The organism is Acinetobacter sp. ANC 3903 (genome assembly GCF_002135315.1).
Lineage (GTDB): Bacteria > Pseudomonadota > Gammaproteobacteria > Pseudomonadales > Moraxellaceae > Acinetobacter.
In genome coordinates, this window is the sequence record NZ_NEGA01000006.1 from 176,661 (window position 1) to 200,189 (window position 23,529).

24 protein-coding genes and 1 pseudogene are annotated in these 23,529 nt (G+C 38.3%); 12 read left to right on the forward strand and 13 right to left on the reverse strand.

All coding sequences use genetic code 11. The features are described from left to right. Positions 1–25: 25 nt before the first annotated feature. The 4 genes from B9T29_RS06490 to B9T29_RS06505 all read right to left on the reverse strand — a co-directional run bounded on the left by B9T29_RS06490 (position 26) and on the right by B9T29_RS06505 (position 3,691). Complete coding sequence (locus B9T29_RS06490; protein WP_086175140.1) at positions 26–1,321, reverse strand: Y-family DNA polymerase; 1,296 nt, start codon at positions 1,319–1,321, stop codon at positions 26–28. Beyond that, positions 1,318–1,881, reverse strand: a complete 564-nt coding sequence (locus B9T29_RS06495) for a LexA family protein (RefSeq protein ID WP_086175141.1) — start codon at positions 1,879–1,881, stop codon at positions 1,318–1,320. The genes B9T29_RS06490 and B9T29_RS06495 overlap by 4 nt, the downstream gene beginning before the upstream one ends. A gap of 225 nt (positions 1,882–2,106) precedes the next feature. After that, positions 2,107–2,322, reverse strand: a complete 216-nt coding sequence (locus B9T29_RS06500; RefSeq protein WP_086175142.1) for a hypothetical protein — start codon at positions 2,320–2,322, stop codon at positions 2,107–2,109. A 508-nt stretch (positions 2,323–2,830) separates the two neighbouring features. Continuing rightward, complete coding sequence (locus B9T29_RS06505; protein WP_086175143.1) at positions 2,831–3,691, reverse strand: alpha/beta fold hydrolase; 861 nt, start codon at positions 3,689–3,691, stop codon at positions 2,831–2,833. Positions 3,692–3,811: 120 nt separating this feature from the next. Here B9T29_RS06505 and B9T29_RS06510 point away from each other — a divergent pair, with 120 nt between their 5' ends. Next, on the forward strand, positions 3,812–4,276 hold the full coding sequence (locus B9T29_RS06510) for a hypothetical protein (protein ID WP_086175144.1): 465 nt from the start codon (positions 3,812–3,814) through the stop codon (positions 4,274–4,276). Positions 4,277–4,361: 85 nt separating this feature from the next. Here B9T29_RS06510 and B9T29_RS06515 read toward each other — a convergent pair whose 3' ends face one another. Beyond that, a complete protein-coding gene (locus B9T29_RS06515; RefSeq protein WP_086175145.1) occupies positions 4,362–4,604 on the reverse strand; it encodes a hypothetical protein in 243 nt (80 codons plus the stop codon). A 484-nt stretch (positions 4,605–5,088) separates the two neighbouring features. Then, entirely contained in the window at positions 5,089–6,375 is a 1,287-nt protein-coding gene (gene brnQ, locus B9T29_RS06520; protein ID WP_086175146.1) for a branched-chain amino acid transport system II carrier protein, read from the reverse strand. Positions 6,376–6,734: 359 nt separating this feature from the next. Between brnQ and map the strand changes: the two genes are divergently transcribed. Next, positions 6,735–7,529, forward strand: a complete 795-nt coding sequence (map, locus tag B9T29_RS06525; RefSeq protein ID WP_086175147.1) for a type I methionyl aminopeptidase — start codon at positions 6,735–6,737, stop codon at positions 7,527–7,529. Between the two features lie 404 nt (positions 7,530–7,933). Here the strand turns inward: map and B9T29_RS06530 are convergent, their stop codons facing one another. Further along, positions 7,934–8,833: a LysR family transcriptional regulator gene (locus B9T29_RS06530; protein WP_086175148.1), complete on the reverse strand. Its 900-nt coding sequence runs from the start codon at positions 8,831–8,833 to the stop codon at positions 7,934–7,936. A gap of 337 nt (positions 8,834–9,170) precedes the next feature. Between B9T29_RS06530 and B9T29_RS06535 the strand changes: the two genes are divergently transcribed. After that, positions 9,171–10,085 carry a LysR family transcriptional regulator gene (locus tag B9T29_RS06535; protein WP_086175149.1) on the forward strand — a complete coding sequence of 305 codons (915 nt, stop codon included), beginning with the start codon at positions 9,171–9,173 and terminating at the stop codon, positions 10,083–10,085. 14 nt (positions 10,086–10,099) lie between these two features. Here B9T29_RS06535 and B9T29_RS06540 read toward each other — a convergent pair whose 3' ends face one another. Together B9T29_RS06540 and B9T29_RS06545 are read right to left on the reverse strand one after the other, a co-directional pair. Further along, entirely contained in the window at positions 10,100–11,008 is a 909-nt protein-coding gene (locus B9T29_RS06540; RefSeq protein ID WP_086175150.1) for an alpha/beta fold hydrolase, read from the reverse strand. A gap of 15 nt (positions 11,009–11,023) precedes the next feature. Then, entirely contained in the window at positions 11,024–11,569 is a 546-nt protein-coding gene (locus tag B9T29_RS06545) for a PadR family transcriptional regulator (protein ID WP_086175151.1), read from the reverse strand. 138 nt (positions 11,570–11,707) lie between these two features. On the opposite strand from B9T29_RS06545, the gene B9T29_RS06550 reads away from it, so the two are divergent. The 4 genes from B9T29_RS06550 (at position 11,708) to B9T29_RS06565 (ending at position 15,929) form a co-directional block, all read left to right on the forward strand. Beyond that, entirely contained in the window at positions 11,708–13,732 is a 2,025-nt protein-coding gene (locus tag B9T29_RS06550; RefSeq protein ID WP_086175152.1) for an NADPH-dependent 2,4-dienoyl-CoA reductase, read from the forward strand. Positions 13,733–13,846: 114 nt separating this feature from the next. Then, positions 13,847–14,257 (forward strand): nuclear transport factor 2 family protein, encoded by a 411-nt coding sequence (locus B9T29_RS06555; RefSeq protein WP_086175153.1) that lies wholly within the window; start codon positions 13,847–13,849, stop codon positions 14,255–14,257. An 85-nt stretch (positions 14,258–14,342) separates the two neighbouring features. Beyond that, positions 14,343–15,431, forward strand: coding sequence for a YheT family hydrolase (locus tag B9T29_RS06560; protein WP_086175154.1), 1,089 nt, complete (start codon positions 14,343–14,345; stop codon positions 15,429–15,431). A gap of 261 nt (positions 15,432–15,692) precedes the next feature. Continuing rightward, the gene (locus B9T29_RS06565; protein ID WP_416202479.1) at positions 15,693–15,929 is read left to right on the forward strand and encodes a hypothetical protein; all 237 of its coding nucleotides are present in this window, start codon (positions 15,693–15,695) and stop codon (positions 15,927–15,929) included. Positions 15,930–16,616: 687 nt separating this feature from the next. Here B9T29_RS06565 and B9T29_RS06570 read toward each other — a convergent pair. From B9T29_RS06570 to B9T29_RS06580, 3 genes are all read right to left on the reverse strand, one after another. Further along, positions 16,617–16,928 (reverse strand): hypothetical protein, encoded by a 312-nt coding sequence (locus tag B9T29_RS06570; RefSeq protein WP_086175155.1) that lies wholly within the window; start codon positions 16,926–16,928, stop codon positions 16,617–16,619. A 92-nt stretch (positions 16,929–17,020) separates the two neighbouring features. Next, entirely contained in the window at positions 17,021–17,452 is a 432-nt protein-coding gene (locus B9T29_RS16160; protein ID WP_143223873.1) for a hypothetical protein, read from the reverse strand. 194 nt (positions 17,453–17,646) lie between these two features. Next, entirely contained in the window at positions 17,647–18,117 is a 471-nt protein-coding gene (locus B9T29_RS06580) for a CinA family protein (protein WP_086175157.1), read from the reverse strand. 238 nt (positions 18,118–18,355) lie between these two features. Here B9T29_RS06580 and B9T29_RS06585 point away from each other — a divergent pair, with 238 nt between their 5' ends. From B9T29_RS06585 to B9T29_RS06600, 5 genes are all read left to right on the forward strand, one after another. Beyond that, positions 18,356–19,783, forward strand: a complete 1,428-nt coding sequence (locus tag B9T29_RS06585; protein WP_086175158.1) for an iron-containing redox enzyme family protein — start codon at positions 18,356–18,358, stop codon at positions 19,781–19,783. A gap of 71 nt (positions 19,784–19,854) precedes the next feature. Further along, positions 19,855–21,981, forward strand: coding sequence for a catalase HPII (katE, locus tag B9T29_RS06590; RefSeq protein ID WP_086175159.1), 2,127 nt, complete (start codon positions 19,855–19,857; stop codon positions 21,979–21,981). Positions 21,982–22,584: 603 nt separating this feature from the next. Next, positions 22,585–22,725 carry a hypothetical protein gene (locus B9T29_RS16260; RefSeq protein WP_171262910.1) on the forward strand — a complete coding sequence of 47 codons (141 nt, stop codon included), beginning with the start codon at positions 22,585–22,587 and terminating at the stop codon, positions 22,723–22,725. Positions 22,726–22,798: 73 nt separating this feature from the next. After that, a complete protein-coding gene (locus B9T29_RS06595; RefSeq protein ID WP_086175160.1) occupies positions 22,799–23,020 on the forward strand; it encodes a hypothetical protein in 222 nt (73 codons plus the stop codon). A gap of 21 nt (positions 23,021–23,041) precedes the next feature. Next, positions 23,042–23,251 carry a hypothetical protein gene (locus tag B9T29_RS06600; RefSeq protein ID WP_086175161.1) on the forward strand — a complete coding sequence of 70 codons (210 nt, stop codon included), beginning with the start codon at positions 23,042–23,044 and terminating at the stop codon, positions 23,249–23,251. 74 nt (positions 23,252–23,325) lie between these two features. On the opposite strand, the pseudogene B9T29_RS06605 reads toward B9T29_RS06600, so the two are convergent. Next, positions 23,326–23,529: pseudogene (locus tag B9T29_RS06605) on the reverse strand (IS982 family transposase); the annotation flags it as partial.

Genomic DNA, 23,529 nt, shown 5'->3' on the forward strand with positions numbered 1-23,529 from the left:
GAAATAATTGGTTATAGCACTTCAATTACTTTACCGTCAACACTCCATCCCAACTAAAATAATTCTGAGTTAAACTTTGTCTAGACATTGCCCATGCGCGTCCATGCATCTTGCAGGGACCAATCGCAATTTTCTTATCGCCAAATCTGATTTTAACTTTCTCTAAGGCTTCCTGCAGTTTTTCATTTTTCTCTATCTGATTACTATCCGATAGCAGGTCATATATGTATGTCGACTTCGGTTCGATTGCAGTCAAAATCACCCCGCATTTCTTAAACTCGATACCCTCTAAAAATAATTCTTTCATGTGTAGCATCATAGTTCTGTTGATTACTGCAGCCGAATCGGTAGGCTCTGGAAATCCAATGCTGACCGACTTGTTGTAGAAAGATCTATTCTTATCAAACGGATTAGATTGAGCGAAAGCAATCACACATCCACATAAAGACCTATCTTCTCTTAGGCGTTTAACAGCATTTTGCAGGTAGTCACTCATTGCTTCAGAGAGTGATTCTATATCTGTCACACGAGATCCAAATGAGCGTGATGAAATGACCTGCTTTTTGGTTGGTGGTGCTTGCTCAAGCTCAATGCATGAGGTGCCTTGCAACTCCATTACTGTTCGCTGCATGACCACAGAAAACATTTTACCTAGTCTGTGTGGATCAGTTTGTGCTAAATCCAACACAGTATTAACTCCAAGAGCATTAAGCTTTTTACTATGTTTACGCCCAACTCCCCAAACTTCAGAAACATCAATCAAGCTTGAAAAATAATCTCTATGCTTGGGATCCATAGATACCAGATTGCATACACCGTTAAACCTTTTGGCTTTCTTGGCCATATGATTTGCCAGTTTAGCTTCAGTCTTGGATCTACCAATCCCAACACAAACTGGCAATCCCAGCCATTGCAAAATACGTTGCCGCATACCTTGAGCATATTCAGTCAGATCATAGTTTTCAGCATAAGCAGTGACTTTTAAAAAACACTCATCAATCGAATAAATTTCTTGTTCACCTGGTGCAACGTAGTCAGCCAAAATTGAATGAAAACGATGTGACATTTCCGCATATAAAGCATAATTGCTGGATAGCACCTGTACATTATGCTTCTCAACAATATCGCGTATCTGGAAGAGAGGCACACCCATTTTAATCCCAAGATCTTTTGCTTCTTGAGAGCGGGCAACTGCACAACCATCATTATTAGAAAGTACGATAACAGGTACATTTTTAAGTTTTGGATTAAATAGACGCTCACATGAGACATAGCAATTATTTACATCAATGAGAGCATATATTTCTTCTTGTGATCTCATCTAAATTTTTTGATAACGTTGGTTACCACTCCCCAAATTTCAAACTCCTGTCCATCCACTGGATGTATATCTGGATATCCATCATTTTCGGCTTTTAACCAACATCCTTTTACATCAATAATTAATCTTTTAACTGTAAATTCATTATCAACACAAGCAATGACAATATCCCTGTGTTGAGCTTCAATGCTTCGATCAACAATGAGAGCGTCATTGATATCTATACCGGCATTAAGCATGGAAAGAGAATTTGCGCGTACGATAAAGGTAGCATTGGCGTTATTAATCAAGAATTCATTAAGATCTAATTTTTTATCAATATAATCTTGAGCTGGGGAAGGGAAGCCAGCTTGTACACGCTCAGTTGCCAATGGGATCTCTAACTTCGTTACTGGATCAAATTGACGAATATCAGTGATTTCATTTTCTTTTTTTGAAGACTTTAAGTATTCTTTGATATCAACAATACGAGACTCAGGCACACGAAGCACTTTTGTAGCTTCAGCCTTTTTTCTTCCCGCACCCACTCTAAAGCCCCCATGAGAATTTGTCTCAGACATTTTACACCTTGATTATTGTTACATTAATCAAGATTGTAAAGATTCTAGTAATTTCAAACAAATAAAATAAATCTTTTAAAATCAATATCACGACATTTATTGACGCCAGTTTTTATATTTTCTGATGAGCGGCATTGTAAAAAATACAGATGTCCACGCAATTGATGTCGAAAGATTAAGTGAAGTTTGGCCGGAAGAAAAAGCCCTCAGATAAGGGCTTTTAATTTAAAGTAAGGGATTGGAATTAGCCTCATTGACACGTTTACCCAAGAGTTCTTTTGACGCAGTTTTAAATTGAGGGCCAGTGCCAGTGAGTAAGCTTCCAAATATCTCATTATTATATTCTTCTTTTATCTTCTCTAAATCATAGCCTTTCAGTTTCAAAAGATTGATTAAAGCTGACAAAGTTACATTTGATAGTTGATCTTCATTTAATTGCATTTATTTATCCTTCTATGATTTTAATTAACAGTTTGTTGCATTTGAATTGGCTATGGTTATATTGGTATATTTTTCAACATTACAATATGAATTTATACAATATTTGAAACCTAACTCACAACCCCACTCAAAACCAAAAACTCACTCCCACACTCATGCTCATAATCAAAACAACTATGCCAGACAGCCCATCCAAATTTTTTATTCCATGGCTCAGCAAATTTCATGCAGTGTTCAATATGAGAATATAGGTAGGTTTTCATTTTTCCATGTTCTGCTCATAAAGCAGATGATATAATCATCACAAACAAGCAGTTAATAACTGTGGATAACTTTGTATTTACGCCAGTTTTACGCCGATTAATTTTAAGTTATTGATTTCAGACATTAAAAAGCCCCATGGTTAGGGGCTAGTCGTATATAGGTAAAGCCCATATACTGTAAGAGGCTCATCTCAAACTGAGAGTATTAGAACACACTAGCTTTCAAATAACTATCTATATCTCATCTAAGCTGTCAATTGTTGTTCAATCACCCGCCATAAATTTTGATGCGATTTTTTAAACATCAGCATATGGCCAATGGCTTTATGTTCATAGCTTTTAGGCTTTAATTCAATCATTTCAGTCGCTGCATTTGGGTACAAACGTAATAAATCCTTTACGTTAGCTTCGGTTGCAATTTCATCGTCTGAAGACCACAGTACCGTAATCGGACATTTAATTTCTGCATGATAATCTTTAAATACCGTTTTACCTATGGCATTGATGACATAACCCGGTTTGCTACAAAATTGTGCCCATTGCTTGGCGACATCTTTAGGCAGGTTTTCACCCATGCCAATAGCTTGAGTCGGGCCATAACCTAAGGTGTAACGGGAAAGTGGGAAAATGCCGCGGAACATTACTGGTGCAAGCAGTTTGGTTTTACCTTTGAGTCCTTTCACATGTCCAGTTGAACCTGAAACCGCGACAACTTTAGCCACTTTTTCATAATTAGGTACAATGCCCAAAAGCTGACCACCCGCACTATGACCTAATAAAATCACTTTTTGGGCCGTTGTTTTGGTAAGTAAGGTATCAATGGCAGCAGGAATGTCCAGTTGTCCCCATTGCACTATACTGGCCTTGGATTTTTTCAGTGGGCCTGTCAGTGAATCCCCAATCCCGCGAAAATCAAAGACTAAAACATCATGACCTTGCTCTGCCAGCCATGTTGCATAGGCATGGTAAAACTGTTTGGTAATGCCGGTTGCTGGACAAATTAAAACCGGTAAGGACTTTGCATGCGCAGTTTGATGTGAATAAAAGCGGGCATGTAGTGTATAGCCATCCTGACATTGGATTTCTAAATTTTCGTATTGAGACATGATTTTCCAGTGGGCAATGTCATAAAGTCATTGTTTTACTTTATCTAAGTTCCAAAAAGAAACTTGTAAAATGTATGACTTTAAAGTCAAATAGTGCTCTAAAAATAAGGATATATATGAATGGAAACAGGAATGTTAAATCAGTCGGTTGCCTGGGCAATCATCTTTAGTGGGGTATTTCTGTGGGTAGGCATGCTTACAGGCGTATGGAAATATTATCAAATCCGGCATTCTCCACAGGCACGTGCACATTATTATGTCGATATTGCTCATAGAAGTAGCTTGCTCTATGCACCAGCCAGCCTGATTATTGCAGTTTTAGCTTATTTTTCAGTTTGGAGTGAGGGACTTAATCTAATTTTTGTGCTGATCAATCTGTTCTTTTTTAGTTTTTCAATTTTAAGTTATGTCTTATATGGCTGGCTTAAAGATACCACCAATCAATTTAAACAACCACACCAAATGGGGCGCTGGCATTTGCCAAAATGGATGCTGAGCAGTGCGATGATTTTTTTGGTGATCGGGGAGTTGGGTGCGACAGTAGGATTGTTACTTGGAACTATGCGGGGATTAGGGAAATTTTAATTTAATGATTTTTATTTTTTAAATAAGTATTTGATTAATATTTATTATTGTTCTTTTTTAAGATGGGTGAGGGTTCACCCATCTTTTATTCTGTGGAATTACTCTGCTTCTGGTAACGATATTTTTGGTCGACCACCGCCCAAATATAAAAGGCAACCGAGACAATAAAAGCATACATAAAGAATTCAGGCTTTAAATTACCCTGAATTAATCCATGGATAATGAGTGTCACCACTAAAGCTATTGAGGTACTTAGATAAGTGACCATGTTCTTGTTTGCTTTTAGAGCGTTAATGAAGATTTCCTTATTGAAATGTAATGTTAACATCCCCACCCCTCCGGTTATTTTATGACCTAAACCTAATTGTTTTAGTCAGATTAGTTTCTAATGTTTTACTTCGAATTTCATCTCATTTCAATAGCCAATGTCATTATTTTGTCATAAAACAATGCTAGTACATAAAACTATATGCTTATCTTATTCAAAATATGAATATGAGCTATTTTTTGATCAAATATTGTACTGTTCATACATATTATCAAAATGAAAAAAATTGAAGATATTCAACAATAGTCGATATAAAAACAGCAATATTGATGCCAAGCTTTAAGCAAAAAATCTGCTATAGCTCAGACGGAGAGAAATTAAAAAGGGAGTGATTGATTTTATTTAATTTTAAGTTGTTAGAAAACATATCAAGCCGATGTGAATGTAAACAATAAAATTCTGTTTGGGTAAAACATGACATTTTATTGATTACGCTTAAAATCAGGTTTGGGTAAAACGCAATTTTAATGACATCAACTTGAGGTTATTTTTTAACTTTGTCGATCAAAATAGCCATAATCAGCACAATAGTAGATGGAATAAGCCAGGCTAAATTTTGCGCATTTAAAGGTAAATGTTGAATGATTTCAGGTAAGTTGAAACCTGCTACCTTAAGTCCATCAAGCACGCCAAATAAAAATGCAATCGCGGTTACCGGGGCAACAACATAGGCAGGTTTATTGAAATACTTCCACAAGAAACTGAGCAGGATCACCACAATGGCTGGTGGGTAAATGGCACTCAACACAGGCACAGATACGGCAATCAGTTTGGTTAAACCCAGGTTTGAAATGATGAAAGAGAAGCCTACCAACACAAAAACGAAAATTTTATAAGGAATTTTAGTCAGTGCTGAGAAGTATTCTGCACATGCACAGGTTAAGCCAATAGCGGTAACCATACAGGCAAGAAAAATCATGCCAGTCAAGAATAGAGAGCCAATATCACCAAAAGCATGTTGTACATATGCATGCAGGATCACTGCACCATTGGCAGCATTTGGTGCAACTTCGTGGCTACCTAAACCAAGTTTGAACAGACTTAAATAAACCAGGGTTAAACCGACACCCGAGATTAAACTCGCAATCACGGCGTATTTGGTGACCAGTTTTTTATCTATTACTCCACGTGAATGAATCGCGTTAATGATCACAATACCGAATACCAAAGCACCTAAGGTGTCCATGGTTAAGTAACCATTGACAAAACCTTCGGAAACCGGGGCAGTTACATAGTTGTCAATTGCAGGCGGAATAAATCCGGCTGGAATCATAAATGCAGCAATACCCAATACAGCTAAAGAAACAATCTTTAACGGTGCAAGGAAATGACCAACAGTATCTAAGAGTTTATTTGGGTATAAAGAAATAGCCGTCACCAGCGCAAAATAAATCGCACTGTAAAGGAGCAGGCTGCTACTTGATGTACCAAAATAAGAAGAAAAACCGATTTCATAAGAAACCGTTGCTGTACGCGGAGTTGCAAATAAAGGACCAACAGCTAAGTAACACACGATAGTTAAAATCAGACTTGCGATTTTACCTAAAGGGGAACTTAAATTTTGGATGGATCCTTCTACACGTGATAACGCCATAATGGTGATAACAGGCAGACCAACTGCGGTAATAAGAAAACCTAAAGCAGCTAGCCATACATGTTCACCGGCTTGTTGAGCCACAATAGGTGGAAAGATAATATTGCCCGCACCAATAAAAAGTGCAAAGGTCATAAAACCTAAGGCAACAATATCTCTTGTACGGAGACTTGTCATAGAGGGGAGATAGATTGATCAAAAGAGGCAATTTTAGAGGATATGAAAGTTTTTTTGTAGATTATTTTATGAAGGTTATGAACTTTAGTGATTTAAAAACCTACTTAAATGAACAATTGGAAAAAATTAAGTTTAATTATATATATGATTAATTGGAAAAAAATTAAATAATATAAAATATTATTCTTTTTTAATTATTTAAGTAGATTTTAATTTTTTTATAATGATTGGTTAAATGTATGTAAATCAATCACCCAACTTGCAAAAAATGGTCAAAACGATCCTGTTTATCTGTTCTAATTAAACAAAATAAAAGTAAAAGGATTATAATCATAAGCCTTATTCTTGAGGATGATGCAATGAAAGCTTCCACTATTACCATCAAAACTGAGCAAGATTTAGAAAAACTCCGTATTTCCGGGCGTTTGGCTGCTCAGGTTTTAGAAATGATAGGGAAGTATGTCAAGCCGGGAGTAAGCACAGAATATCTGGATGACATCTGTAACGACTTCATTGTGAACACCTTAAAAGTGATTCCGGCCAATGTGGGTTATTACGGCTATACCAAAACCACCTGTATTTCCCCAAATGAAGTAGTGTGCCATGGTATTCCATCTGCAAATACCATTTTGCAAGATGGTGACATTATCAATATTGATGTGGCAATCATTAAAGATGGTTATTTTGGTGATACCAGCCGCATGTATTATGTCGGTACGGTGAAGCCTGAAGCCAAAAAACTGGTTGAAACCACCTATGAAGCGATGGTTGCCGGTATTCATGCAGTGAAACCGGGTGCAACTTTGGGTGATATCGGATTTGCCATTCAGTCGGTTGCGCACCGCGAAGGCTATAGCATTGTCCGTGAATACTGCGGTCACGGCATTGGTAAGGTCTATCACGAACAACCGAATGTTCTACATTATGGACAGTCAGGACAAGGTCTTATCCTTAAAAAAGGCATGGTTTTTACCATTGAACCGATGATCAATGCAGGCAAGGCACGTGTCAAAGAGCTTAAAGATGGCTGGACTGTAGTGACTGCTGACCGTTCATTGACAGCGCAGTGGGAACATATGGTTGCAGTAACCGATACTGGCTTTGAACTTCTATCTCCTTGGCCAGAAGGTACAGGTACATATCCTGCAATTTAAGTGAGAAGAGTTAAATGAAATAGATAGTTTTATACTTTGGTATAGAATTGTTGATTTTATGTTCAAACAAAGTTTTAAAATCTATTACTTTAAAGACTAATCTTATGATTTTAAATGAAAATTTATTTTTATTATTTTTTCATAATATATTTTAGATATTAGATTTATATATTTTTTTTTTGTACTATACAAATATAGATTCTAGCTGTAGTTTCTTATTTAAAGTTTATAAGCTTATCCACCTCGGATAAGCTTTTTTTTGCCTAAAATTTTGTATTACTCAAGTGAATTTTATATTTTTGTGGCAAGGTTGGTAGTTTTATGCTAAGGCAATCAAAAATTCAAAGGCATCTTCCAATTGCATAAAGATAGTCTTATTGTTTTTCTAAGCAGAGGCAAAAGTATTAATGCTTACTGAGCTGTTCCACCAAATAGTCGATAAAGACCCGAACAGCGGGTAATAAGCCACGGCGTGAAGGATAAACTGCATGGAAAATACCGTGTGGTGCTTTCCAGTCCGGCAGTACACGCACCAATTCACCACTTTGAACATAATCTTGAACAATGGTGTCGGGCAACAAGGCAATACCGCAATTTTGTCGTGCCAGTTGTGCCAGCATCATCAAGTCAGAACCCATTACCATAGGGTTGACCTTAATTTTTTTCTGCTGGTTTTTATCATCATGTACAACGATATACTGGTCTAAATGTTCATCCGACATACTCAGGATGTGATGCTGGCTTAAATCTTCCGGCTGTTTTAAGTCACCAAATTCATTCAGGTAGGCTTGACTGGCAAATAAATGCTGTTCGATATTTTCAAATTGGCGTAAAACCAGGTTCGGGTCATCATCCAGATTGGAACGTACCCGTAATGCCACATCTATCCCTTCATTGATAATGTCGACACGGCGATTGCTGACAATCAGCTGTACCTTAATTTCGGGATAGGTTTTCAGAAATTTTGGCAGAATCTTGGCAATTTCATTTTGCGCTATGGAAACCGGCAGACTGACTTTAATTACCCCACGCGGCTGAATACTTAAATGATCCACCAGATCATGAGCAGCTTGTGCAGCATTCATCATCACTTGCGCATGGCGATAAACATTCATGCCAATTTCAGTCACGGCAAAATGGCGGGAACTGCGCTGGATTAAGCGAACCCCTAAATGTTCTTCAAGATTGTAAACGCGACGGCTTAATTTTGATTTTGGAATATCCGTGGCACGTTCTGCTGCACTAAACCCGCCATGTTCAACCACCAATGCAAAGCAATAAAAATCATCAAGATCAGACAGCATTTAAGAATTCCATTTATGCAACAATATCTAAGATTAAAGATGTATCGTTGCAATTTGTCAATTTCAAATTTGCTCAATCTTCAGGATTTATATTTTTATTCTGCACCGTGATCAGCTGTTATCCGCTTTGCTTTATTGAAAATCATAAATATCTGAAAAATAAAATCATCTTCTTCTATCTGACTATCAAAAGAGCAAGCGAAAGAGCAAGGCTAAAGTGGAATAGCCAGTGACAGTGCTTTTCTTTATGGTTTATTTCAGTGCTTTGAATTGGCTACGGTGAATTGCCTTGCTGTTTTTGGGCTGGATGTATAGAGATCAATAAAGGAAAAATGTCATGGAATTAAGACATTTACGCTATTTTGTTGCGGTAGTAGAAGAACAGAGTTTTACCAAAGCGGCAGAAAAATTATTTATTGCTCAGCCTCCATTAAGCCGTCAAATTCAAAATCTTGAAACAGAACTCGGCGCTCAGCTGTTTGAACGCGGCAGCCGACCATTGCAACCGACTGTAATCGGGCGTTTTTTTTATCAGCAGGCGCTCAAGTTGTTAGCCAATGCTGAGCAGCTTAAATCCATGACCATGCGTGAAGGCATGATTGAAAGAACGCTGACCATTGCCTTTGGTGGTTCCTTATTGTTTGGACTGTTGCCTCGAGTGGTGTATTTATTTCGTCAGCAGCACCCACATTTGAAAATCAAAATGGTCAAGATGAATGCCATGCAGCAAATCGATGCGCTGAAAGAAGGGCGTATTGATGCTTGCTTTGGCCGCGTACGTATATCAGACCCGGATATAAAACGGATTTTACTGCGTGAAGAACCTTTAATGGTTGCGGTGCATTCAAGTCATGCTATTGCACAGCATAAAGAAGGGCTGAGACTTGCAGATATTGTCGATGAAACTTTAATTCTATATCCCAATTTGCCCAAACCCAGTTTTTCGACCCAAATGAAAGGCCTGTTTTCTGAATATGGACTGAATCCCCAAAATTTAACTGTGGTGGAAGATATCCAGTTGGCCTTGGGTATGGTGGCTGCTGGTGAAGGTCTCTGTATTGTCCCGGAGAGTGCTACAACCATGCAATTTAAACACTTAGATTATGTGCCGATCATTGATGATGCAGCGGTCAGTCCGGTATTTTTAATTCTGCGTAACAATGATGAAAGTGACTATATCCGTGCATTAATCGATAGTGTTTATCAGGTCTATGATCTGGAAGCCATTAAATATGACCGCATCATTTTTTAATGCTGCTTCAATACTTATCGGGTCCGTTTAAGAAACTTGGTAATTTCACGACCGAATTTAACCGGTTCACTCAGCAATGGCGTGTGCCCGGATTTTTCAAAATGAACCTGTTTGGCATGTGGAATACTTTGCGCAATCAGGGTTTGGCCTTCTACAGGATAAAGCTTGGATTGAGTGCCACTGAGGAAAGTTACCGGGCATTGCAGTTTTTGAATCGCCTCACGGTAATCTTCCTGATGATACAGATAATTGTTGATATACCAGGCCGTATAGTCGAGCCGCTTAGAGGGTAGTAATAAACTTTGTAATCGCGGCTGATTTAATACCCATTCAAAGGCCTTTAAACTGTATTTATTGCTATTTTGCAGGCCCATAAACTGTAGCCAGAGTTTGGCAATTTGCCGGCGGGCTTTACTATCCAGATCTTTTAAATATTTGATGTTTTGGTATTGAGATAGCAACTGCGATAGCTCAGTCAGAATAGAAATAAAGACCGGATGATGCTCGCCAAACAGTCCATAAGCCCAGCTGTCATCCACCGGAATTTTAGGGGTCTGGTCAATATGCAAATAGGCTGTGATATGTTCGGCAAAGTTGCCATATTGCATGCCATGCATCGCCGTGGTTGCACCCATGGAATAGGCAATCACAATCACTTTGTCCAGTTGCAACTGGGCCATAACGGATTGTACATCTTGCCAGTGACTGGAAATGGCATCCATATCTGGAATACGGCAATTACTGGATGCTCCAAAACCACGCCATTCTGGAATAATGAATTTATGATTTTTGGCATGGGGATATAAAAAAGGTAACCATTGCCAACTCTGCATGCCTAAACCTGACAGGACCAATACAGGCTGTCCTTGTCCAAATTCACGAACAAACAATTGTTCATTATCAGGCATGCGGTAGTGTGGCATACGCTTATCCTTTATTTAGGTCTTATCTTCAAAGGCTTTTAATTGCGGAATAACAGTTTCGAGCCACTTGATCCAGCCCATTTCCAGATCAATGCCGAGTTGCAGAATCATTTTATGAATAAATTGGGTACGGTCTTGATCAGGCCCATCGGCAAAGTCTTTGGCAAAAATCGTTTGGTAAATTTTTAAATTTTCTTGGTGTAACAGCAAATGCCGTTCTAATTCAGGCAGTATGCTATTGCCACCCAATTGTGCTTCAGCACGTAGCCTTACCATTAAATCATCGCGTAATTGAGCCGGGGCACTTTGCTTGAGCATCCAGTCTGCCAGTTCGGCACGTCCCAGCGCTTCAACCTGATAGGTCTTTTTACGGGTATTGGAACTGTGATCTTCAAGCGTGGATATCCAGTTCTTTTGCTGCATGGCACTGAGTTCACGATAAATTTGCTGATGGGTCGCATTCCAGAAAAAGCCCATAGAACGGTCAAAGCGACGAGCCAAATCAATCCCGGTACTGGGTTTTTCAATCAGGCTGGTCAATAAAACATGGGCTAGGGACATAAACGGCTCAGTCAGTAAAAATTTACCAGAACATTATGCAACATGTTGCATAAAAATCAAATCTGGAATATAAATTGTGCAACAAGTTGCATTAAGCACCCCGAATAGTTAGCTGAGAAAGCATGCCAAGGAGATTACATGTCTAATTACCCGCACCTATTAGCACCTTTAGATTTAGGCTTTACCACACTCAAAAACCGTGTCTTGATGGGATCTATGCACGTAGGTCTGGAAGAAGCGCCACGTGGCTATGAACGCATGGCTGCATTTTATGCAGAACGGGCACAAGGCGGTGTAGGGTTAATTGTCACAGGCGGGATTGCACCGAATGATGCAGGCTTGACCTTTGCGGGCGGGGCGAAATTAGACTCTGTAGAAGAAGCTGAAAAACATAAAGTCATTACTCAGGCGGTGCATGACGCGGGTGGCAAAATTGCCATGCAGATTTTACATACCGGACGTTATTCCTATCAGGCAGAGCTGGTTGCGCCGTCTGCCATTCAGGCACCGATCAATCCAAGCAAGCCCCATGCCTTAAGCGCTGCTGAAGTACAACAGACCATTGATGACTTTGCCCATTGTGCAAAGCTGGCACAATACGCCGGTTATGACGGTGTAGAAATCATGGGTTCGGAAGGCTATCTGATTAATGAGTTTATTGCTGCACGTACTAATCATCGTGATGATGAGTGGGGTGGCAGTTATGAAAACCGGATCCGTTTCCCGATTGAAATCGTCAAGCGTACCCGTGAAACTGTGGGTGAAAACTTTATCATCATTTATCGTTTATCCATGCTGGATCTGGTTGATGGCGGTTCAACTTTTGAAGAAGTGGTGCAGCTGGCGAAAGAAATTGAAAAAGCCGGTGCAACCATTATCAATACCGGGATTGGCTGGCATGAAGCGCGTATTCCGACCATTGCCACCAAAGTGCCACGTGCTGCATTTACCTGGGTGACTGAAAAATTAAAAGGTTTGGTCAAAATTCCATTGATTACCTCAAACCGTATTAATACTCCTGAAATGGCTGAACACGTGTTGGCTTCGGGTCATGCAGACATGATTTCGATGGCGCGTCCAATGCTTGCCGATGCATTCTTTGTGCAAAAAGCAGAACAAGGCCGCAGTGATGAAATCAATACCTGTATCGGTTGTAATCAGGCTTGCCTGGATCATATTTTCTCGATGAAAATTGCCACTTGTCTGGTGAATCCGCGTGCCTGTTATGAAACCGAGCTGATCTTCAAGGAAACGACCCAGAGTAAAAAGATTACGGTGATTGGTGCGGGTCCGGCCGGTTTAAGTTTTGCCACTTATGCCGCCGAGCGTGGACATAAAGTCACCATTTTCGAAGCATCTAACCAGATTGGCGGGCAGTTCAATATTGCCAAAACCATTCCGGGCAAAGAAGAATTTTATGAGACCTTGCGTTACTTCAAACGTAAAATTGAATTACAACCCAATATTAAATTGCTCTTAAATCATCCAGCGACCTATGAAGCATTAAGCCAGTCTGACTTTGACGAGATTGTTGTGGCAACCGGGGTAAGCCCGCGTCATTTAGAAATTGACGGCATTGATCATCCAAAAGTACTGACTTATCTGGAAGTATTAAAAGATCACAAGGCTGTAGGCCAACGTGTCGCAATTATTGGCGCAGGCGGTATTGGCTTTGATACAGCAGAGTATTTAAGCCATGAAGGTGATAGCGCCACGTTGAATCCGCAAAAATTCTATAATGAATGGGGCATTGACACGGGTTATGAAAATGTCGGTGGTTTAAAAGCAGCCCAAGTAGAACCGTCGCAACGTGAAATCTATCTTCTACAACGTAAGGCAAGTTCAGTTGGTGCAGGCTTGGGTAAAACCACAGGCTGGATTCACCGTACCGGATTAAAACACCGCAATGTAAAAATGCTGGCGGGTGCGAGTTATGAAAAGATTGATGATCAAGGCCTACATATTGTGGTGAATGGTCAGCCGACCGTGTTAGAAGTGGATCATGTGGTGATTTGTGCCGGTCAGGAACCATTCACTGCCATGTTTGACCAGCTACAAGCTGATGGCAAAAATGTACATTTGATTGGTGGTGCAAAAGAAGCCGGTGAACTGGATGCCAAACGTGCCATTCGTCAAGGTGCAGATTTGGCAGCCGTGATTTAATCTCCCTAAATCCCCCTTTGATAAAGGGGGACTTTATTCCTCCCTTTTTAAAGGGTGAGAAACCTTGTTTCGCAAGGGAGGGATTATATAAATAAAAGCATAAGGAAAATAAAAATGGCTTTAATAACGACTCAAGCAGCGGTACAACGTTGGCATACCATGCTGGAAACACGTGACATGTCTATTCTGAATGAGCTGCTGGCTGAAGATGTGGTGTTTCGTTCACCTGTGGCGTATCAGCCTTATCCAGGTAAACAGGTGGTATTTTTTATTCTGAGCAACGTGATTCAGATTTTTGAAAATTTTACTTATCACCGTGAATTCTATACAGAAGATGGATTAAATGTAGTGCTGGAGTTTTCCGCCAATGTTGGTGAAAAAAAACTCAAAGGCATAGACATGATTCGTTTTAATGAACAAGGTCAAATTATTGATTTTGAAGTGATGTTACGTCCCAAGAGCGGCTTGGAAGCATTGGCAGCACAGATGGGGCAACGTATGGCTGCTTTTATGCCCAAAACATAAGGAGTATAGTAAAAATATAAACGGTTGAGTGGAGCGACACGTACTAAGTATTTTGAGCTACATCATTTTATGAGGTAAAACGAATATGAAGTTTATGCCCAATAAAATTAGCCAATTTGTGCAGGATATTGTCGATCAGGTTACCGGTGCGGAATTACCCATACTGTATGGTGATCCGCAAGGTGAAGTCCGGCAAAAGCTTGATGCCTTACCGCAATTACAACAGAAATATCGTCCTACGCCATGGTTAGCAAATACGCATGTACATTTGCTGTATTTCGATTTAATCAAAAAGAAAAACATTCAGCTTCACTATGATGCCATCGAACAGTTACAGATGTCGGATGGTGGAGTGACTGCCATTGCTTGGTACGGCCTTCATCTGCCAGCAGATACCCCGACCATTGTGTTAATGCATACGCTCACCGGTACACCGGAAAGCATGGCAGAGCTGGTGGGTGACTTACACCGTCATACCGGATGGCGTATCGCCCTCTGTTTGCGCCGTGGTCATGCCAATTTACCCATGCCTGTACCCAAAATTTCCATGTTTGGGTCTACTGATGATTTGCGTGAACAGATTAAATATATTCAGTCCAAGTTTCCACAATCCGCTTTATATGCCGTAGGCTCATCTGCCGGTACAGGATTATTAGTGCGCTATCTAGGGGAGGAAGGTGAAAACACCCCATTTAAAGCGGCATTTGCATTATGTCCTGGCTATGATACTGAACTTGGCTTTAAAAATGTACATCCTTTTTATAGTAGGTTGATGACGAAAAAGCTGTTTGATGCATTTATTCATCCTTATAGTGAAGCTTGGCAACAAATTCCTTCCTTACCCAAAGTGCTTGCTGCCAAGGATTTATTAGAGTTTCAGTATCATTATTTTGAACTGGCGGGCTATAGCAGCTTTGAAGACTATAATCAGGCTACAAATCCGATCCATGTGTTTGAAAATGTCAAAATTCCCTTGATGATTTTAAATGCGGAAGATGATCCTGTCTGTCATATTCGAAATCTGGAGCCTTATAAAGAAGCCATTCAAAAGATGCCCAATATTGTAGTGGTGACCACTAAAAAGGGCAGTCACTGTATTTTTTATGAAGGTGTAAAACAGCCAGAGTCTTGGGCGACACGCCTGATTGCCGATTATTTACTGGTTTATCAGTAATTTACATGCATCTTGATAGCTGAAGATAGAACAAGGAAACTTGAAATATTTAAATACAATTATAATTAATATAGTTGATATGTATTTGAGAATTAAATCAGTATTTCTGTTATAATAAATTCCACAATAAGACTTACATGAAAATGTTCTCTTTTAATAATTGCTAGAGACGCTTCTACTCATTTGAGTGATCCCAAGTTAAGGTTGTTGTTTTGAAATGCCAATGGTGGCGTTTCTGTATGTATTAAAAAATTGGTGTAAATGTTGAATAAAACTGAAAATTTAGTCGCAAAATCTGTAAATGGTCGTGAAATTGTAGTATCGCTGGTTCCTGTTAAAAAAATGCAAAATACCCGTGACGGGTTTAAATGGGTTGAAGTAGGCAAGAAAGTCTTGCTTGAATCTGGTATTGAAATTAATTTGAACCTTGATGGCCGCAGTTTCTATACGGGTATTAATGAGATGTTCCGCTTTAATACTCCCGTAAATAAGATATAACTGCTTGGAAAAGGAAAACCGTCTTTAAGGCGGTTTTTTAATGCCTGAAATTTCACTTTCCAGTTCATATAGAGCAAGTCATGAAATATCTAACCGATGATCTGTGTAGGTGGCAGAGAGTTTAGAGAGAAGGAAGCGGACAAGTGTTGCAAAGTTTTAAATCCGACTCGAACACACCCAAAAATGAGTATCAAAAAATAACAGGAAAGTTAATTTCCATATCCACTATCTGCATAGTTGAACAAAGATAAAGAAGTTAAAATAGTTAAAGAATTATTTTTTAATATATTGAAAAATATATAAATATTAAAATCAAATGCTACTAAAAAACGAAGTGACATATTTTGCAATAAATTTTTGTATTTGTGATAAGAGAAAATGTTGATTTTAAAATATGATATTTATATGTTTGGTATTTTTTGATACATTATTGTCAATAATTGTTATTGTCTGACAAAATTTATCAGTGTATAAAGAGTGTTCCACTATAAGGAAGTGAGAGTGGGTTATGAAAGCGATAGAACTCCTTGTAACTTCGTCATCTGCGCTTATGCTGATGTTTGTTATCTATGCATTTGGGCAAATGTTCAATTAGTCAGAAAAATATTCTATAAAAAAAGCAGTATAAAAAAGCACCCGAGGGTGCTTTTTTAATGAATGGAAATTGAAGTGAAATTTTATATTCCGCTACATTCTGTCCCATGCATCTTTTACAGCATGTTTTGCATGTTCCCATTTTAAGCGTGAGGTAGTTTTAAACTGTTCCCATTTGCTTTGAAGATCATTTTCAGAATCTTCAAAACGGGCATTCTCGCCGTACTCAGAACGAGAATTTCTTCCAAATTCATAAGCAGAGGATAGATCCTTGTCATAATCAATATCTGGAATATCACGGTGTAAATCTTGATAATAAGGCCGACTGGTATAATTTTCACGCCAATACCGATCAGATTCACTATTTGAGATACGGTTTTGATTTTCTAAAGTGGGATCAGTCATTCTGTAGAACTCCTAATTTTTTGAATCAATCGCTAAGCAATTAAATACCATTCCACAGTCTAGAGTGCGAAATTGAATTCTTAATCAACTCATTATTTCTGCTGATTATTTTGGTCATTCTGATTTTGTCTAAAATCTTGCTGCTGACCGGATTGCTGACGTTGATTCTCATTTTGCTGCTGTTGTTGCAGGTTGCCTTGCTGCTGACCAGTTTGCTGGCGTTGCTGATCTTGTTGCTGCTGTTGTGGCATGTTGCCTTGCTGACCAGGTTGTTGGCGTTGCTGATCATGTTGCTGCTGTTGTGGCATGTTGCCTTGCTGCTGACCAGTTTGCTGGCGTTGCTGATCTTGTTGCTGCTGTTGTGGCATATTGCCTTGCTGACCAGGTTGTTGACGTTGCTGATCTTGTTGCTGTTGCTGACCAGGCTGCTGTTGTTGACCCGGTTGTTGGCGTTGTTGGTCATTCTGTTGCTGCTGTTGGCGTTGTTGATCATTTTGTTGTTGGGTTTGATTTGGATTAGTCATCTCTACACCTCATATATGCTTTTAATAAAATCTGTATAACCAGATATAATTATTATTAGCATGAATATTTTATTAAAAAATAGAATGGATGTTACATAATGTTTGGAATGTAATTATAATGATCTGTTGTTAAATTATACTAATGAAATATATCGAAAATTAGGATAAATGCTATTAACAAATTTAAATTTAAATTATTTAGATTTAACAATTTTAATTAGACTTTTACATATGTATTGAATAAGTATATTGAGCTTGTCTTTCTTTTTACCTTTACATAAGCATCGATAACTATATATTTTGTTTTTATATAAAATTGAATAAAAAAAAGTTCCTACGGGTTTTTCTGGAGTTTCAGAACCGCCACGTTTGAGTAGTCCTGTGCATCCTACATATATATCCGATTTGAACATATTCTTTGATTTTTTTACTAGTTCCTCAGTAATTTCAATAGATTCTGCGGTGTGCATTTTTATAAGTTTGGGCGATATTTTAAGTATTTTTTCTTTGATCTTTAAATCGTAACACACTAGTCCTCCATTTAAGATATCACCTGAAAATGGTGACAGTGAAAAACGGTAAGCCAAATAACCCGCCGATGCACTTTCAATAAAGGTGATATTGAGTTTATTTCTCGCTAGAAGTTCACAACATTTAGTAGTCATATTTATTCCTTTATTAAAATTGCTGGATATTATCTTAAATTTTATATTAACAATATAAAATATGTTAATGCTATTTGTGTCACACTTTTTAAAGTGATTTTATTTTAACTGTTTGAATTTTATAAATAGATAATAATGAATTAAACATAATATAAACGAATCATAACAATTATAGGGTTTTGTCATGCATTATAAGTGAATTAAGGTCATATGCTAATTACCGCTTGGAGAATAAAAAATGCCAGTAGCAGTAAAAAAGCAATTGCTAGAATTACTTGATAAAAATCATCAAAATTATTGCGATTTAGTCACTTTTTTTCTCAATGCAGATGTTTCTATGGGTGCTAAGGAAAGAAAAGCATCACATTTTTTAAAAAAAGAAATTCAACTCTTAAATTATAGCGCTGTCGATTTTCCAGCTGATATCGGTAAAATTCAGGACTGGATGCTAAGCAACAATAAGGCTCAATGTACTGAATATCAGGCCTATTTAGAAAGAAGGAAGAGAGGGGAAAAACGCGAATATTTTAAAAATGTCGGTCAGGCCTTTGAATTTTTAATTAAAGTTGCCCCGGTAAAGCGGGTAGATGGTTCCTGGTTATATAGCATGACCCATTATTGGAATGATCCAGTTTTCAGAGACTTAATTCAAATATATTTAGAAGAACTCGGCTTGGGAATGGCCAAATCTAATCATGTTTGCCTATACGATGATCTTATTTTGAATTTAGGATTAGAGCATTTTGTATTGGATCTGGAAGATGAATATTATCATCAACCTGCAATTCAGCTGGCACTGGCTTATGCACCACCTGAGTATATTCCTGAAATTATTGGTTTTAACCTGGCATATGAACAGCTTCCATTACATCTGCTGATCACCAACTATGAGCTACAAGAATTAGGTATAGATTCGAAATATTTTAATGTGCATATCACCATCGACAATATTGATAATGGCCATGCCAATTTATCCCTCAAGGCCTTCGAGAAAATCTATAGTAAATATAATGATAAAGAATCTTTTATAGAAAAAGTAAAGATCGGCTTTGCTTTAAACAATAAGGGATTGTCTTCTAAGCAAATTATTAAAAACCTTAATTTGGATACTCTGGTCGTTAAAATTTTGAAGCGTAAAGCCTTGGTCGGTAATGTCATTCATAATGAAAAATGCCAGTTTGATAGTAAAACCATTAATTCATGGCTTGCAACACCTGAATCGGTAGAAGCCTTTGTGGATGTATTAATTGATAAAAAATGGATCAAACTGGGTAGAGACCCGGAAGAAAGTCATTTCTGGAAATTAATTAGCCATGAAGATGGAAAAATGTACGGGGTATTTAATACTACCGAAAAGCAGATTATTTATGACTGGATCGCTGGTGAATCTGCTCAAAATACCGATTTAAGCGCACGGAAAATCAATCTTGGCCATAAAAATCAACATGATTTCTGGTTCAGTTTTTTATCTGATGGCGAGCTGGAAGATATTCAGCACCAGATTTATGAAACCGGAAACCTTGCCATGAAAATCAATAAGCTAGTGCCTTATTTGGCACCCCATGCTCATCATCGTGAAATAGGACTTTGGTGTACGCAACGTTTTGTCGACTTTTTATTTCCCTTTTTAAGTACCCAGAAAGTCACCTCATCATTTCCACCATAAAGATTAATGTCTATTGGTCATCGCATCCATTTTATCCAACATTTTTAATTCAATAGAAAAGAGGTGCAATCATGAATCAGCAAGATAAGAAAAGTGAAGTCGCAGGCACTGACACTTTAGACAAGAACAATGAAAGTGCAAAAATACAACAGTTAGATGCTTCACGCAGTGATGCTACTGATCAGGCGCTGACCACCAATCAAGGCGTTAAGATTTCAGATAATCAGAACAGTTTAAGGGCAGGTGTAAGGGGTTCCACCTTACTGGAAGATTTTATCTTAAGAGAAAAAATCACGCATTTTGATCATGAACGTATCCCAGAGCGCATTGTGCATGCACGTGGTGTAGGGGCACATGGTTATTTTCAGGCTTATCCGGGTAATGAACAATATACCAAAGCCGGATTTTTGACCGATTCCAGTACACAGACGCCAATTTTTGTACGTTTTTCTACTGTACAAGGCCCTCGCGGTTCTGCGGATACCGTGCGGGATATCCGTGGTTTTGCCATTAAATTTTATACTCAGGAAGGTAATTACGATTTGGTCGGCAATAATGTTCCGGTTTTCTTTGTGCAAGATGGCATTAAGTTTCCCGACTTTGTGCATGCCGTGAAACCCGAACCGCATACTGAAGTGCCAACCGGAGGTTCAGCCCATGATACTTTCTGGGATTTTGTCTCCTTGGTACCGGAGTCTGCCCATACGGTGATGTGGGCAATGTCAGATCGTGCCATTCCACGTAATTTACGCTCAATTCAAGGTTTTGGGGTACATACTTTCCGTTTGATTAATGCTCAAGGCAAAGCCATATTTGTCAAATTTCACTGGACACCGAAACAAGGTTTAAGCCAACTGGTTTGGGATGAAGCTCAAAAGCTGTCAGGTAAAGACCCTGATTTTCATCGCCGAGATTTATATGAAGCGATTGAGTCGGGGAATTATCCGGAGTGGGAGCTCGGCATTCAAATTGTCGCTGAAGAAGATGAAATGAAGTTTGAGTTCGATTTGCTCGATCCTACAAAAATCATTCCGGAAGAACTGGTTCCGGTCACGCCTATTGGCAAGTTTATTCTGAATCGGAATGTCGATAATTTCTTTGCAGAAATTGAACAGGTGGCATTTTGTCCTGCCCATATTGTACCGGGTATAGACTTCACCAATGACCCTTTATTACAGGCACGTTTATTTTCTTATACCGACACCCAGTTGAGCCGCTTGGGTGGCCCGAACTTTCATCAATTGCCGATTAATAAACCGGTTTGTCCTTTTCATAACAACCATCGTGATGCCATGCATCAAACTTATATCCATCGCGGTCAGGCATCTTACCAACCGAATTCGATTGATCATAACTGGCCAGTCGAAACGCCACCCGCTGCACAGGATGGCGGTTTTGAGAGCTATCAGGAAAGAATCGATGGTAAAAAAATCCGCCAGCGCAGTGAATCATTTTCAGACCATTTCTCGCAAGCTCGACTGTATTACCAGAGCTTGGCAGCGCATGAACAAAAACACGTGGTGGATGCCTATACTTTCGAATTGAGTAAAGTGCAACGTCCACATATCCGCCAACGTGAAGTGCAAGAAGTATTGGCCAATATTGATCTGGATCTGGCTCAACAGGTCGGTAAAAACTTGGGTATAGAAGTCACTGCACCACAAAATCCGGCCAAATCTTCCTCGGTAGAAAAATCGGCACGTCTTTCTATGACGGCGTTTATTCCTGAGGATATTAAAGCTAAAAAAATTGCCGTACTGGTGCATGATCAGGTTAATCAAGCCAGTATCGATGCGATTCAACAATGGGCTACAGCTGAAAAAGCCGTGGCTCACATCTTGACTCCAACCCCAGGTCCTGTGGTGAATCAACAACAGGCTCAAGTTGCCTCGAATGGTATGCAAAAAGCAGAACCTTCCATTGCTTATGATGCAGTCGTGATTGTCGATGGTGAAAATTACCCGCAAGCGCTAAAAGATGGGGTGACAAAACACTATCTTCTGGAGGCCTATAAGCACCTGAAGCCAATTGTGTTGTTAGGAGATAAGCAAAAACTTTTACATGAGCTTAAATTGCCGCATGATGAAGGGACTTTAAATGCAGAGGATTTTACGTCTGTGCAAGAACAGTTTAAAACCCTGATCCGCCATCATCGGGTCTGGTCACGTGAAGCCATTGCCGACACAGTTCCTGCTTAAGCAACGCCATTTTCAGTACACTATTTCTCGTAAAAAAGACCCATCTTCAAGAAGGGTCTTTTTACAATTGAACAAAGTTAATTTTTTAAACTGGAGTTTACCTTTAACCTGTGTTTAAGGGGAGAGGCTGATCGTCTGATCAAAAGTACTTAATCATGAGATTATTAAAATTTGCAGTGGGGGGATATATTAAGGAAAGATTGATTTTTTTGTCCTCTTTTGTTTTTAACTCAATAATAAGATCTGCTTGTAAATAAGCTGTTGAATATGTTTGATTTGCTTTATATGTATTATTTATGTATTCATATTATTTTAAATTTTGTGAAATAAGTATTATTTAAAGAGTGAAAATAATACTAAATCTGGTGTATATATTTGAATAAAATATAATTTTTTACTGAAAATAAAACATTAAGAACTTATTTAATACGTAGGTTGGACTTTTATTTAATAAAGGTGTTGAATTTTATAAGTATAATTTTATTGCAATATTATATTTTGATACATCATGATTGTTTTTATTTGGTTAACTTAGGTATATGCTGATATTATTAATAATTAGGCTGTTGATTATCTTTAAATAATGTCAAAAGGAATAGTGTTATGTCTAAGTCTCAACCTCAAAATCAAACAGATATGAATCAAAGGAATCAACCGATAAAACAACCCCATCATTTACCACAGCAAGACCATAAACATAATCAGCAAAAAGATTCTGGAAAGCAGTCTCAAAATGAAAAATAAAACAGGATTTACTGTTATGGTCAGTAAGATGTTTAAAGGGGAAAAGCCCCTTTAAACAGGAAAGGAGTTAAGTATGAATATCAGACCTGTAAAAGCTCATAAAATGAATGAGGATTTTGATACATCGCCCACCGTGATTTATACCGGTGAATATGATGAGGAAAATCATTTGGTAAATGTATATAACTCATTGCAAGAACATTTGACAAAAATTATGGGTACTAATCAATGGATTTTGAATTCTACAGGTGAGGTATTTTTTATTGAAGAAGATGTACCTTATTTTGCTAATTAACAAGGTCAGGTGAAATAAATAATGAATACAGCAACCACATATCCACAGAAATTAGTGACATTCTATAAACTCGATAGCCCGGATATTCAGAGAGGTATATGGGCAAATTATGACAAGAATGGAAATTTTCTAAATCTGACCAATTATTATGGTAAAAGATTAGACCTGATCGGGCCGGATCGGGTACGTATAGATGGTGAAGTTTGGGTGTGCAAAGAACATTTTAAATAAATTCGTGTGTTTTATTTAATAAGAAGTTTAAATATAAAATGTAGCATAATGAATATAACTAACCTGAATCCTGCTTAAGCCGATAATTCCATTACTCGAATAGCTGGCTTGTTTTGATGGCATAACGGGTAAGCACATAAAGATGCATAAATTCCAGCTAAGTATCCTTCAATGCTTCTCGCTTTACTCGTCACCAAATGATATTTCCCTTTTAACAGGCTGAATAAAGTCTCTATTTTATTACGCTGCTTTAAGTGATATTCATCTGATATTGAGAG